Source organism: Nostoc sp. DedQUE07 (assembly GCF_034530975.2).
Classification (GTDB): domain Bacteria; phylum Cyanobacteriota; class Cyanobacteriia; order Cyanobacteriales; family Nostocaceae; genus Nostoc.
Genome location: NZ_JAVRCC020000031.1, coordinates 36,355 through 50,927 on the forward strand (window position 1 = coordinate 36,355; position 14,573 = coordinate 50,927).

Consider the following 14,573-nt stretch of genomic DNA (forward strand, 5'->3'; position numbering starts at 1 on the left):
AAATCCAAAATCTAAAATCTAAAATTCATTTGACTTTAAACTTACTAGCAGTTGTTAATAACTCTTGCGCCATTCCTGATAGCTCTTGGAACACGGTAGCAATTTCTTGAGATTCAGCAAAAGTTTTATCGGCAATTTCTGCGACATCTTGCATTGATTTAGTGACTGTTACAGATTGCGCCATTTGTTTTTGAGTCGCTGCGGTAATTCGCTCGATTAGCTGACTAATTTCGGCAGTCGCAGAAACGATCGCATTTAAGTTTTGGCGAGTGTCACTAACAAGATTTGTACCTTCTACTACCTGCTGAATACCAGTTTCCATCGCTACTGCAACTTCTCCGGTTTCTGCTTGAATCTCCTGAACTAATTTTTCAATTTCGATGGTTGCTGCTGCTGATTGGCGAGATAAAGAACGGACTTCATCAGCCACAACTGCAAAGCCTTTGCCATATTCACCAGCACGAGTAGCTTCAATGGCTGCATTCAAAGCGAGTACGTTTGTCTGTGTGGCAAAATTACCAATCAAATTCACGACTTTGGAGATTTTTTGCGAAGATTCGCTGAGGCGTTTAATCTTTTTGCTGGTTTGAGCAACGGTTTCACGAATTCCTTGGATTGCTTTTACAGTTAGGTTCATGGCAGTATCGCCAGACTCTACAGTTTGATTGGCTTTTTGCACTGCTAGTTGTACTAACTCAGCATTCGCTACTACAGCTTGAGTAGAGTCCACCATTTGTTGAATGTCACCTAAAGCTGCGGTAATGTCCTCAGACTGTTGTTGTGCTAGATTGGTTAGTCCCGCTAATGAAGACTCGCTATTGCTAGAAGTTTGGGCAACTTGTTGAGCAGCCCCTTGTACTTGAACAACAATTTGCCGCAGTGCTTGCAGAGTATTATTGTAAGCATCAGCGATCGTGCCTAGTTCGTCTTCTGTAATCGGTGCGCGTACTGTTAAGTCGCCGTTGAGAGCGGGTCTAAGGGCTTTTAAGAGTTGAATAGATCGTTGTTGTAGTAACTCCTTGGCTGCCTTTTCTCGTGTTGCTGCTTCTGCTAATTTTGCTGACTGCGCTTGTACTTGTTGCAAATATTCGGTATGTTGTAATGCCAATCCTAATTGGCTGCCAATACGTGCTAACAAAGTAACTTCTGATTCTTCCCAATCACGAGTTCCCGAATTCTGATAAGCTGCCAGCAATCCCCACAATTGTTCGCCAGCAAATACAGGAACAATTACATAAGCTTTGGCTTCAAATTGCTCTAAAACTTCAATGTGGCAAGGAGAATGACCTACCTGATAGATATCATTTACAACAAAGTTTTCCCCTTGAGCATATCGACCTCCTTGAGTTTCTTGTAAGTGGGTATCTTCCCAGACAGTTTTGATATCGGGGCCTACCAGTTTTACCCAAAGATGACCTGCTGACTCGGCGACAAATTCACCACTCCAGTTAGGATTGAAGCGATACACTGCGACGCGATCGCATCGCAGTAATTGTCTGACTTCTTGAGTAGTTGTTTTGAAGATTTCTTCTACATCTAAAGATTGGCGGATGCGGTTACTGATCTTGGTAACAGCTTTCTCTTGTTCTGCTATTTGAGCTAGTTTCTCAGATTTAACTCGCACTAATTCCAAATAGTCTATCTGTGATTTAGCTAAACTAAATTGCAAGCTAGTCTGAACCAAAAAGTTCACTTCCCAGCTTTGCCATTCACGGGAGCTAGAGTTTTGATAAGCTGCCAGCAATCCCCACAATTTATCCCCAAAAAATATCGGAACAATGATATAAGCTTTGGCTTCAAACTGCTCTAAAATCTCAATATGGCAGGGAGCTAGGCCTACTTCATAAATGTCATTAACGACAAAGTTTTCACCTCTGACATACCGACCTCCCTTAGTTTCTTGCAAGTAGGTATCATCCAAAACGGTTTTAATATCAGGGCCTACCAGTTTTGTCCAACCAGTACTCACAGACTCAGCCACAAATTCACCACCCCAGTCAGGGTTAAAACGATAGACAGCAACGCGATCGCATTGTAGTGATTGACGCACTTCTTGAGTGGTTGTTTTGAAGACGCTTTCTACGTCTAAAGATTGTCTGATGCGGTTGACTATCTTAGTGAAAACTTTCTCTTGTTCAACTATTTGAGCTAGTTGGTTAGATTTTTTCTGCACTTGTTCGAGATATTCCGCTTGTGAGATAGCTACACCAAATTGCAACCCAATTTGAGTTACAAAGGTTTCTTCCCAAGGTTGCCAATCACGAGGCCCAGAATTTTGATAAGCTGCTAACAAACCCCATAATTTTTCTCCAGCAAATATGGGTGCAATAATGTAAGCCTTCATTTCATACTGCTCTAAAATGTCAATGTGACATTGAGAATGGCCCATTTGATAAATGTCATTAACTACAAAGCTTTCACCCTTGGCATAACGTCCTCCTTGAGTGTCTTGTAAGTGAGTATCTTCCCAGACCATGTAAAAATCAGGGCCGACCATTTTTATCCAGCCATTACCCACTGACTCAGCAACAAACTCACCACTCCAGTCAGGTTTGAAGCGATAGACACCGACGCGATCGCATTTTAGTAATTGGCGTACTTCTTGAGTAGTTGTTTGAAAAAGCTTATCAACATTTGATACCCGCAGAATTTTGTCGATGACTTTAGCTACCGATTTTTTTGCTAGTAGCCGCTGTTGCTGTTCTTTTTGGAATTCAAAGCTTTGTAATTTGTAAATCAGTTCTGTTGTCAGTTGAGATAGTAGGCTAATTTCTACTTCTTGCCACTGCCGCTTTGAGTAGCAATTATTGACTGCTAGTAAGCCCCACACTTTACCTTCTACTACAATCGGTAAACTCAAACTAGCTTTAATTTGAAATTTATCTAGCAGTTGCTTTTGATAAGGGGTAAGTTGAATCTGATTGATATCGTCAATAACTACAGCTTCTACATAGTCTTGATTGGTATATAGACCAAAAATAATTCCGGGAATATTTTCGCCTAAAGTTGGAGTCCAACCTAATGTTCTTGATTCGGCTAAAACATTACCTGATTCTCGCGAAGTAAACTGATAAATTAAGGCGCGATCGCAGCCAATCTTTTCTCTAATTTGTGCTACAGTAATTTTAAGTAATGTATCAATGTTTGGGGCTTGGCGCATGTGAGTTGCGATATCTTTCATCTGTCGCCGCCAAGTTTTAAATTCTTGAGCGATCGCACTTAACAAAGACATTTCACTACTAGCAATATTTGCTATATTAGCGTTACCATTCTGATTTTCTAATTCAGAAATTAAATGATCGTTATCATGGCTGTTGTTATACAAAAATGTCATTTGATTAAACCTCAAAATTGTGATGGGTAATAAATGAATATGTGGCAAGCGATATTTATCTGGTATTTGCTGATTAAAAATTAGGAGTTTTCAAAAATTATATCTTACTAAATATTCAATTATGAATCCCCCATGCTGGAGCTTGAAGAATAGTTTTCGCATCCAAATTAAAAATTATATTCTCTGAATCATTAATAAAGTATCCCTGTAAAAAAGGTGATAGTTTAGGATAAAATAATTCAGCAGTTACAGGTTTCATTTCTTTAGTATCTAGCCATTCAATATCTATTAGCTGTCGTACCAAAAGTCCCAAATACTTACCCTTATTTTCCAGAACAATTGCCATCATTTTTGAAAGTAAATTTGGCCCTTGCGAAATAGGAGGATAACCTAACATTGCCTCTAAATCAACTAACCAAAGCATCTCACCACGCCAGTTATAAATACCTAAAATGCTGCTTGGCATCTGAGGAACACCACATACTTCTGGTAATGATACTTGCAAAACTTCTGTGATGTGTTGTAGAGAAATGACGGCTGTATCACTTACTCCCAAATTAAAACTTAAAAACTTTTGCTGGGTTTCCAAAGCTATCGATCCTTTGTCCTTGATGATTTATCTCTAGCCACTATTTGCATTTATTGTTGATTTTTGGAGATATTCTATCTAAAAAATAGTAACTTCTATGATTTGTTGACTTATGAGATTTTTACTAATTAAGTAATCGCTTTAAAATTACCACTAGTTCGTCGCGATCGATCGGTTTTGATAGATAACCATCAGCGCCCAACATATTACCCCAAATTTTATCTACATCACTATTCTTTGTAGAGCAAAAAACCACAGGTATCTTGCTAGTATCGGGATTATTTTTTAGTTCTCGGCAAATTTCAAAGCCACTTTTCCCTGGTAAAATTACATCGAGAAATATTAAATCTGGCTTATTTTTATCTATTTTGTCTTGAGCCTCTTCACTACTAGTGGCACTAATCACAGAATAACCTGCCTGTTGCAAGTAACGGCTGATTATTTCCATATCTGTTAAGCCATCTTCAACAACTAAAACAGTATTCATGGCAATTACTCGTTAACTTTTTCTCAAAGTGTAAACAAAATATACAAATCCTCAATGATTCCTCAAAAAGACATGGAAGGGACTAGAGACTAGCCCTAACCCCTTTGCCCTAACCAATATTTCACAAATCAAATAGGACTGCTATAAATACAAAAAATTGTATTTGTTTAATTTTGATTCAATCTTTATTTATCAACCTCAGAAAAAGTACGTAAGAAACATTATTTTAGATAAAATTTTTAATATAAAATAGTTTGATAAACTAATTTAAACTTTCAAGCTTGGATTGAATTTTCAAACTTGAAACATGATTGATAACGAAAAAATTAAAGGTGATTTTATATATAAAATTCCAACCTAGTTGACAAATAAATAATTTGAACAATAGACTTCATCTAAAGTTTTTTAACCTCAATAACTTAATTCTTACTGAGGTATAAAAGTCTCTAAATTTTGAGGAATAATTCAAAACCAAAAATTACTTCTAAGTCTCTCTAATTACAAACCTCTAAACTAGACTTTCTCTTATCGCTGGATACGCTTTGTGTAGGTAAATATTTACGTATTATACTCATTACCTTATCAGCCACTACAGGTTTAGTGAGAAAATCTGTAGAACCAACTACTTTGGCACGAACTCTATCTAAAAGGCCATCACTGCCTGTTAATATAATTATTGGTGTGTTAGAAAAGGTAGATATTCGTCGTAGCTGAGTACAAATTTCGTAACCACTAGCAACTGGCATAATTAAATCCAAGAAAATCAGGTCTGGTTTATCCTGAATCAGGGTTGGTAGAGCTTGTACAGCATCTTGAATTTTGATAAATCTCAATCCATTGGAAGTGACAATATCCTCTACCATTTTGCATACTTGAGGGCTATCATCGACGCAAGCTACTAGTGGAGCAATTCGCTTTTTTGCTTGGGTGGTAGTAGAGTTATTATTAACTTCAGTAATTCTTAAAGGCAAATCAGGTACTTCTATCAATTCGATGATTCCTTTAAGGATATAAGGAAGCAATGAACGGGTCAGTGGCAATACACTTTGCTTCATTTTCATGGCTAAATCTCGTAGAGTGAATTTGCCATTGATTAAATTCACAAAGTTTTTGTAGACAGATGGACTTACCATCTGCTCAAGTTGTTCTGGTCGTCGTAGAATTGGTGCTAAGTCAGGAGAAAAATTTGCTAAACCTGCCTCTGACCAAATTTTCCATGAGTCTTGCATGTGCTTTACAGACATTTCTGAACTCGTGAAGCTCATTGGGGTTTCTAAGATAACTTCTTGGTTGCGATTGCAACTTAGAGAAGCAAAGTTTCCTTGCAAAGCTAGGTCAAATAATAGTTCTGCTATTGTATTTTCCGCAATAGATTGAATCTGTTCTCTCTGAATTTTCTGTTTTTTATAAAATACTTCTATCAGTTTATAGTCCCAGTAATCAATTGATAGGTCTTGCATCGGTAACTGCAACTTATCAACATCAATCTGGGGACAATTCTGGGCTATATGTCTACGCCAACGTCGGAAGGGATGAGTTCCTCCTGTTGCCCAAACTATCCGTCCCAGTCGATAGTAAAAAGTCCATTGGCTGCCCTTGGAACTCTTAATATTTAATTTGCCATTGTATTGCAACTGAGTACAAGTTTTAAATTCATTTACTAGGTTATTTGAAATAAGTTCTTGATGGGGCATAGTTTGTTCCTTTTATTAAAAAGCTAGCTATTAAAAACCAATACTAGTAGAGCACAGCGTAAATCTACCTACCATCTCAATTAACCAGACAAGTTTCTTAAGTCACTTGTTAAAGGTAGGCAACACTTATGTCATAGTGTTCTAGCTATATAGCGATTGGCAGATAATGTGAATCAGTGCAAATGGATTTGGTATATAGCAGTCTAAATCAAGATTATTAAAAGCAAAGCAGATGTAAAAATGGCAAAACTATTGCTAGTAAAGAATTTATCTAGTATAAAGTCTTTATTGGCAGAGTTTACTTTTCTGCTAATATTTATGACTAAAGTAGGTTGCCATTATTGACATCATAGTGTATTAAGATATCATTTTAATAATTTTCATATAGAATCATATCCGTATAAGTTCTGAATTTTTGTTTAAAAAAGTAGAGAGTTGTGCTTTAGATTATTGAGATTGACAATAGAGGTTAAAAATATTTATTTAAATTTACTATTCTTAATTATTAGAATGAATGTCAACTTTTCTAGGGAATATTGTTCTTAAAAAAAGGCGTGCTACAAAAACAAGTAGCAGCCATATTACAAAGTATTTGTATTTATTTAGAAAATTTATTCAAGGTTGCTTGTGGTTTTGATAGCTGACAACAGCTGCCCTGAGATTACTTTGGTGTTCTGAAAGAAGGCGATCGCCCTCGTCTTTTTCCAAACCAGTCCAGTGCATCAATAACGCCAGCTTAACCCATTTACCACTACGTTCTAGTAAAAAACCAGCAGCTTCCCGACTTAAACCTGTGAGGTCTTGCAAAATTCGCAAAGCGCGATCGCGTAATTTTTGATTTGTTACTGCTACATCCACCATGCGATTGCCATAAACTTTGCCTAGTTTAACCATTACGCCGCTAGAAAGAATATTTAAAGCTAATTTAGTAGCTGTACCCGCTTTCAGGCGAGTTGAACCGGCGATTATTTCTGGCCCTGTTAATAAGCGAATGTCAATATCGGCATCAAAGCTAACTTGTTCAGCAGGAACACAGGCGATAAAAATAGTTATGGCTCCTCGCTGACGAGCAGCATGAAGCGCACCGTGGACATAAGGCGTTGTCCCACCAGCGGTAATGCCAACTACGACATCTAATTGGGTAACGTGCCGCCCAGCGATCGCCGCTTCACCATCTTCAATACTGTCTTCTAAATCTTCAGAACTGCGTACTAGTGCGCCAGCACCACCAGCAATAATCCCCTGTACCAACTCTGGGGGTGTACAAAAAGTAGGTGGACACTCAGCAGCATCTAAAACCCCTAACCTACCACTTGTACCTGCACCGATATAAAATAGGCGTCCTCCGTGACGCAAACGCTCTGCGGTGCGCTCAATTGCCTCTGCTAACTGAATTCTCGCTGCTGCAACTGCTGCGACAGCCTTTTGGTCTTCGTCATTAAACAACTCCACCAATTCTAGGGAACTAAGCTGGTCTAAGTTCAGACTATTAGGATTGACCAGCTCAGTTAAAAGATGCCCGCGTTCTTGCAAATTTGTCATTTGTCATTTGTCCTTTGTCATTTGTCATTTGTCTTTTGTTCTAGCCTACGCCGCCCTTTCTTTGGGCATCTATCTATGTCCGTTGTCATTAGTCAGTTAGCGACCAATGGCTAATCACCAATGACTAATGACTAATGACTAATGACTAATGACTACTTACAACAATCCTTCCAATTTGCGACGCATCTTTTCTAATTCAGAATCAGACAATTCTGGTTCTTCTAGCGGCTGTTGATTGAGAGGGAAAGTGTCTTCAACAGTATCCTCCTTCTGGGCATCTTCTTGCCAGTCAGTTTTTTCGACGTTAAGTTCTGGGGGAGTTACAACTAAATTGCTGTTTTCTGGGATGATTTCCCATTCATATCCAGCACTTTCGCAAAATTCCTTGATTTCTTCAGCATCCATCGGCTCCGGTGTCGGCGCGGGGAAATCCTGAGCTTCTAGCATCAGGGCAAAGCGCGTCGCATCGTCTTCTGACTCGAACATCAGAATTTTATTGCGTAGCTTGCCGCCTTCGGCATCGCCTTCCCGAATCGTGTGAATCCCCTCATTTTCCGTTCGAGCATTAAAAATTAACACAAAAACACGCATTGGTGTAATCATCTGTCCTTTTTAAGGTTTATTCATATTAAAGTTCGAGATTGTGCCTCAAGGAAAGTCACAGGAATAATTTTCACTCTATTCAGATTTTCCTGAAAACGCCAATATTATTAAGCATAAGTATTGGATCGATAAAATACCGTAACTCAACCAATGGGGTCTTGGGTTTAGTTGGCGTATCCTGGAAATGGCATACTGAACCAATGTGCCAGTTAATGCTTGTGTGTGCCAGCGAGATCCGGCGATTAATACAGTGAAAGCAAATGACTAAATCTACCAATCAAGATATTCATTCCCCCTCCCCTATCCGCAAACGTTTGTGGTTGCTGGTGTTGAGCCGGGGTAGCATTGCCTTGAGTGGACTTTTGCTGTTAGGAGTTCTCGTTGGTATTTGGCGGTTGTGGACTTTTGTCCAAACAGAGTTAACGCCGTTGGCACAACAAAGTTTGACTACTACACTCAACCGTCCGGTAAAACTGGGAAGAGTCACACAATTTTCGTTGACAGGAGTACAGTTTGGGGCTTCAGCTATCCCAGCCACACCCACAGATGCAGATCGGGCCACAGTCGAATCTGTAGAGGTGGGTTTCGATCTGTTACAACTAATTTTTAATCGCCATCTAAAGCTAGATGTAACCTTAGTCAACCCAGATATTTACATTGACCAGGATGACCAAGGGCGTTGGGTTTCCACTACCATTACGTCGTCAGGTGGAAGCAGTGCAATTAAAACCGATTTGGACTACCTGCGGTTTCGTAATGCCAAGCTGGCCTTGATGCCGGATGAGAGAGTAGAGGGAGATGAGGGGGTAGAGGAGCAGGGGGGCAGCACTTCTCTACGAGAGGCTGCGCCAACGGCTACGCTCAGTGACCGGGGAGCAGCACTTCGGCTACGCTCAGTGACCGGGGGGCAGGGGGGCAAGGGAGAATACCCAAATTCTAATTCAGTACTGGATAAACGCCCTGCTACCGCTAACAACACTCAGCAATTGCCGGTGCTATTTTCTCAACTCAATGGTTCTGCTCAACTTTTAGCAAATAATCAGTTGATCCGGTTTGAAGTCGGGGGTCAAGCAGACAGTGGTGGTAATATTTCCATTCAGGGAGAGACACGTTCTAAGGTGCTAGCAGGGACTTTCCAGGTGCAAGCACAAGATTTTTTGGCTGAGAATATTACTCGGTTGATTAAGTTACCAATTAACTTACAGGCGGGTCGAGCCAATGGCGATTTGTTAGTTCGGTTGACACCAGGACAGCAAACTCTATTGTTTGGCAACGCTACTGTGCAAGGGGTAACGCTGCAAATACCCAAAGTCCCGCAACTGTTGAGCAATAGTCAAGGAAACCTCCACTTCCAAGGAACAGAGTTGCAGTTAAATAATGTGACTAGCAACTACGGCAAAATTCCTTTAGTGGCTACGGGAATCGTCGACACGAAATCAGGCTTGAAGTTGGCAGCGCGTGTAAATGCGGTGAGTTTGGCGAATGCCCAAGAGACTCTCAAGGTAAAATTACCTGTAGCGATCGCTGGACAAGTACAAGCTTCTTTGCAAATTACCGGATCGACAAAAGAGCCAATACTCTCCGGCTCAGTTGCCACAATCCGAACTGCCAGAATTGACAAAGTTGATTTTAATAGCATCAGTAGTAAGTTTGAGCTTGCTACTAGTTCCTCTTTAATTACCTTAAAAGATATTCAAGGTAAAGCCAAAGTTGGTGGTGATATCACGGGCGCTGGTACAATTAGACTTGGTAAAAGCCCACGACTGGATTTAAATTTCGCTGCCAAGAATGTTCCAGGGGATGCGATCGCCAAAGTCTACGAAACAACACCTACCTTTCAAATCGGCAATGTCTCTGCTACAGCTCAACTAACTGGCGCTCCTACCAATGTCCAAACCGTGGTACAGTTCCAAGCTCCTAATGGAACTTACCCCGGAACTGGTGAAGTTGCGATCGCTCCAAATCGCACCGTCTCTTTCCGTAATGTGGCTCTGAATATAAGTGGTGGTACAGTTCGGGCAACTGGTAGTTATGCCAATGAGCGTTGGCAAGCTCTGGCTGTTGCCTCTGGGGTAAAATTAGAACCCTTTGTAGACAAAAGTCAACTGCAAAATGTCTCTTTGGCTGGGGCACAATTCAATGGTCGTCTCATCCTCTCAGGCAGCACAGCACCATTTGAAATTGCCACAATTCGCAGTGATGGTGCAGGAGTTCAAATTGGTGGCGGCACAGTTGCAGTTTCTAATATCCAACTGCAAAACCAAAGTTTCTCGGCTCAACTGGTAGCTAATGGCGTGCGGTTGGGACAAATATTGAAACAGTCTCCCCCAGCTTTAGATAATCCTTTAACGGGAACGTTTCAAATCGCAGGTAGCAGAGATGATTTCAGCCTGAAAACCTTCCGTGGCAGTGGTGAGGGTCGCCTTGCTATTGGCAAGGGTACGGTTACAGCCTCTAATATCCAAGTGGCAAATGGTGTATATCACGCACAAGTTCAGGCTAAGAATGTGCCTGTGCAGCAGTTGGCAAAAGTACCAAAGCAATTTCAAGGGGCGTTAACTGGTAAGTTCGATGTAGCGGGTTCTGTTGATTCTTTTAAACCACAAACGATCCAAGCCAACGGTCAGGCGCGGATAAATGTTGCAGGTGGAACTATTACAGCCTCTAATATCCAAGTGGGTAATGGTGTATACCAGGCGCAAGTTCAGGCAACCAATGTACCTGTGCGGCAGTTGGCAGCAGTACCACCGCAGTTTGGAGGGAAGTTAACTGGTCAAGTAAACGTGGCGGGTTCTGTTGAATCCTTCCAACCGCAAACGATCCAAGCCAACGGTCAGGGGCGGATAAATGTTGCGGGTGGAACTATTACAGCCTCTAATATCCAAGTGGGTAATGGTCTATACCAGGCGCAAGTTGAGGCAACTAATGTACCGTTACAGCAGTTAGCAGCAGTACCACCACAGTTTCGAGGGACGTTAACTGGTCAAGCAAACGTGGCGGGTTCTGTTGATTCTTTCCAACCACAAACTATCCAAGCTAACGGTCAGGGACGGCTGGATGTTGCGGGGGGAACGATCGCAGCCTCTAATATCCAAGTAGCTAATGGTCGCTATCAAGCTGTCGTCGATGCTGCCGGTGTGGAATTAAATCGGCTCAATCAGCAATTACGAGGTCAGTTTGGCGGTCAATTGCAATTAGCCGGTACGCTTGGATCGTCCAAATTAGCTGATGTGCGTGCAGCTGGACAGGTGCAATTATCTCAAGGTATTCCTGGTCTAGAGCGACCTCTGACGGCTGCGATCGCTTGGAGTGGTGAAAGGCTGACCATTGAGCGAGCAACTGCTCCCGGTTTAAGTGTGACTGGTAACATATTAGCCAATGCAAAATCAGCAGGGATACCGGAAATTACTGCCCTAAATCTCAACGTCCAAGCGCAGAATTACAACTTAAAACAGTTACCGATCAATCTTCCTAATCAGGTTGCTGTGGCGGGAAATGTAGATTTTAATGGTCAAATCACAGGTAAACTGCCCTTACCAAATGTCGTAGGGCAAATCAACTTACGAGACTTGGTTGTTCAAGATATTGCTTTTGAGCCGTTGTTAACTGGAAACATCGATTCAGCGCAGGGACGTGGGTTGAGTTTAAACTTGGCAGGTAATAGCGATCGCTTGAACTTCAATTTAGATGCCAATAATCGCCCGAAATCTTTCTTAGTTAAGTGGCAGCAAGCATCAGCCACAGGTAATGTTCAAGGAAATGATTGGGCGCTGAAACTTGCCAATTTCCCCTTACAAATATTGAATTTGACGCCGCCACCGATTACTCGCCTGGGTGCTGGTAAGATAGCTGGGTTGTTAACTGGGGATTTGCTGTTTAATCAGCAGACATTGGCAACAACGGGGAATTTAGCGATCGCAAATCCACAAATTGGCCGGGTTAAAGGCGATCGAATAGCTGCTCAATTCCGCTACAGTGACGGTAAAGCTACACTCACTAGTAGCGAATTTGTCAAAGGAAAAAGTAGCTACGCCCTTGTCGGTACTGTGGCTCAAAGCCCTAAAGGGCCTAAATTACAAGGTAAATTGAACGTCAAACAGGGTGAGATCCAAGATGTTCTAGCTGTAGCAAAGGTATTTGATTTACAAAATTTGCCAGGTGGTTCGGCAGAAATTTACGGCACCGCAGCGGATCTGACTACCAACCCCCAAGGAACGCCAAATGAACCCTTATTAACCCAAATCCAACGGTTTTCTGAAATTGAAGCTTTGCTGGCAGAACAGGAAGAACAGCGACTTAATTCCACTCCAATACCAGATTTGGCAGACTTAAAGGGGACTTTCAATGGGGAAGTGGCTGTAAATACAGCTACAGCCAATGGATTATCAGTGGATTTTAATTTGAACGGACAAGATTTTGCCTGGGGTAAAAAGGAAGAACGAAATCGTTTTTATACTGCCGATCGAGTGATTGCCGAAGGTAACTTTGAAAATGGTGTTTTGAGTTTGCGACCATTACGAATCCAGTCTAAAAACAGACTGATTGCCTTTACAGGTAACGTTGGTGGTGATGAACAATCTGGTCAGTTGCGGGTGAATAATTTTCCGGTACAACTATTGAATAATGTTGTCAAACTACCAGTTGGAATCACAGGTAATCTTAACGGTACAGCAGCTTTAGCAGGCAGCATTGCTAATCCCCAAGCTAGAGGGGAATTGCAAATCACCGAAGGAATATTAAATCAGAGCAAAATAGAGTCAGCAAGAGCAAGTTTCAGCTATGCCAACGGACGCTTAAACTTTGGTAGTACTGTAGCAATTGCTGGCCCAAAACCTGTTGATATTACTGGCAGCATCCCTTATAAATTACCTTTTGCTTCCGTCGCACCAGACAGCGATCAAATCAGTTTGGATATGAAGTTAGAAAACGAGGGATTGGGGCTGTTAAACGCATTGAATAATCAAGTGTTATTTGAGAAAGGTGAAGGAGAAGTAGACTTGAAAGTGCGGGGAACATTGCAAAAACCCCAAGTACAGGGAATTGCTACTGTCAATGATGCTACTTTTTCAGCCCAGGCTTTGCCACGTAAGCTGAGAGGTGTCACAGGTAGAGTTCTGTTTAATTTTGACAGCATCTTAGTAGAAAATCTTCAAGGTAGATTTAGCCGTGGGACGGTAAAAGCCGCTGGTGAAATTCCCATTTTCAACAATGAGAACGTAACTATCAAAAATCCCCTGACTGTTAATCTCGATCAGTTAGCGTTGAATCTCAAGGGACTTTACCAAGGAGGCGCTAGTGGCAATTTGCAGATTACTGGTTCTGCCCTTAACCCCATAATTGGCGGTAGAGTAGATTTATTTGATGGTAAAGTATTGCTGGCAGAATCTACCAACGCTACGACATCTGAAAATGGTAGTATTGGCGTATCACCTACAAAAGATAATAAGCAGAGCAAATCTGAAATTGGAAATAGCACGGGAAATACTAACGCCAGATTTAATAATTTAGATTTGGAACTAGGTAAAAACGTCCAAATTACCCGTGACCCTATTCTCAACTTTCGTGCCAGCGGTAATCTCATCGTTAACGGCTTAATTAATCAGCCAATACCCGATGGTACCATCCAGTTAGAAAAAGGAGGGGTAAATTTATTTACTACCCAATTTAACCTTGCTCGTGGCTATAAACACACCGCAACTTTTAGTCCTTCTCAACCCCGCGACCCCAACTTAGATATTCGGCTATTTGCCAAAGTACTAGATGTAACTCAAAGTAATGACTTCAGCCGAGTAAATTCTACAGGTTTATCAGCGTTAGAGAGTGTTCGAGTCGAAGCTACTATCAACGGTTTAGCTAGCAAACTAAATGAAAATTTAGAATTAACAAGTAGTCCATCACGTAGTCAAACCGAAATTGTTGCTCTTTTAGGAGGCGGATTTGTAGACACCCAAGGACGTGCAGACAGTACTTTAGGCCTGATTAACATCGCAGGTTCGGCTGTGTTTAACAATTTTCAGTCAGCTTTTAACCAAATTGGGAGTACCTTTGGCTTAAGCGAACTGCGGATATTCCCTACCGTTATTTCTGAGAATCCCGAAGCTGGAAGAAGCAATTCAACTTTAGAATTAGCAGCGGAGGCTGGGGTTGACATTTCTTCCAAAATATCCGTTTCCAGTATTAAAATTTTGACAACAAACGATCCCTTCCAATGGGGTATTAATTACCGGATAAACAATGAATTTCGCGTGCGTGCCTCCACTAACTTAACCGATGACAGTCGTGCTGTAGTGGAATATCAAAAGCGATTTTAAATAAATCTCTTCA

Annotated in this window: 7 protein-coding genes; 1 reads left to right on the plus strand and 6 read right to left on the minus strand. The window is 41.2% G+C overall.

The window, feature by feature from the left end:
* Positions 1–25 precede the first annotated feature (25 nt).
* The 6 genes from RMZ95_RS21940 to RMZ95_RS21965 all read right to left on the minus strand — a co-directional run bounded on the left by RMZ95_RS21940 (position 26) and on the right by RMZ95_RS21965 (position 8,249).
* Positions 26–3,334 (minus strand): GAF domain-containing protein, encoded by a 3,309-nt coding sequence (locus RMZ95_RS21940; RefSeq protein ID WP_322685190.1) that lies wholly within the window; start codon positions 3,332–3,334, stop codon positions 26–28.
* A 115-nt stretch (positions 3,335–3,449) separates the two neighbouring features.
* Positions 3,450–3,923, minus strand: coding sequence for a chemotaxis protein CheW (locus RMZ95_RS21945; RefSeq protein ID WP_322685189.1), 474 nt, complete (start codon positions 3,921–3,923; stop codon positions 3,450–3,452).
* A 124-nt stretch (positions 3,924–4,047) separates the two neighbouring features.
* Positions 4,048–4,410, minus strand: coding sequence for a response regulator transcription factor (locus RMZ95_RS21950; RefSeq protein WP_322664528.1), 363 nt, complete (start codon positions 4,408–4,410; stop codon positions 4,048–4,050).
* A 494-nt stretch (positions 4,411–4,904) separates the two neighbouring features.
* Positions 4,905–6,104: a response regulator gene (locus RMZ95_RS21955; protein ID WP_322672605.1), complete on the minus strand. Its 1,200-nt coding sequence runs from the start codon at positions 6,102–6,104 to the stop codon at positions 4,905–4,907.
* 615 nt (positions 6,105–6,719) lie between these two features.
* Positions 6,720–7,646 carry an N-acetylmuramic acid 6-phosphate etherase gene (gene murQ, locus RMZ95_RS21960; protein WP_322685188.1) on the minus strand — a complete coding sequence of 309 codons (927 nt, stop codon included), beginning with the start codon at positions 7,644–7,646 and terminating at the stop codon, positions 6,720–6,722.
* Between the two features lie 156 nt (positions 7,647–7,802).
* Entirely contained in the window at positions 7,803–8,249 is a 447-nt protein-coding gene (locus RMZ95_RS21965) for a DUF3110 domain-containing protein (protein WP_322672603.1), read from the minus strand.
* A gap of 260 nt (positions 8,250–8,509) precedes the next feature.
* On the opposite strand from RMZ95_RS21965, the gene RMZ95_RS21970 reads away from it, so the two are divergent.
* Complete coding sequence (locus RMZ95_RS21970; RefSeq protein WP_322685187.1) at positions 8,510–14,560, plus strand: translocation/assembly module TamB domain-containing protein; 6,051 nt, start codon at positions 8,510–8,512, stop codon at positions 14,558–14,560.
* Positions 14,561–14,573: the final 13 nt, after the last annotated feature.

Coding starts and splice junctions, on each gene's coding strand:
- RMZ95_RS21940 (WP_322685190.1), bottom strand. CDS start 3,334: ATGACATTTTTGTATAACAACAGCCATGATAACGATCATTTAATTTCT.
- RMZ95_RS21950 (WP_322664528.1), bottom strand. CDS start 4,410: ATGAATACTGTTTTAGTTGTTGAAGATGGCTTAACAGATATGGAAATA.
- RMZ95_RS21970 (WP_322685187.1), top strand. CDS start 8,510: ATGACTAAATCTACCAATCAAGATATTCATTCCCCCTCCCCTATCCGC.
- murQ (WP_322685188.1), bottom strand. CDS start 7,646: ATGACAAATTTGCAAGAACGCGGGCATCTTTTAACTGAGCTGGTCAAT.
- RMZ95_RS21965 (WP_322672603.1), bottom strand. CDS start 8,249: ATGATTACACCAATGCGTGTTTTTGTGTTAATTTTTAATGCTCGAACG.
- RMZ95_RS21955 (WP_322672605.1), bottom strand. CDS start 6,104: ATGCCCCATCAAGAACTTATTTCAAATAACCTAGTAAATGAATTTAAA.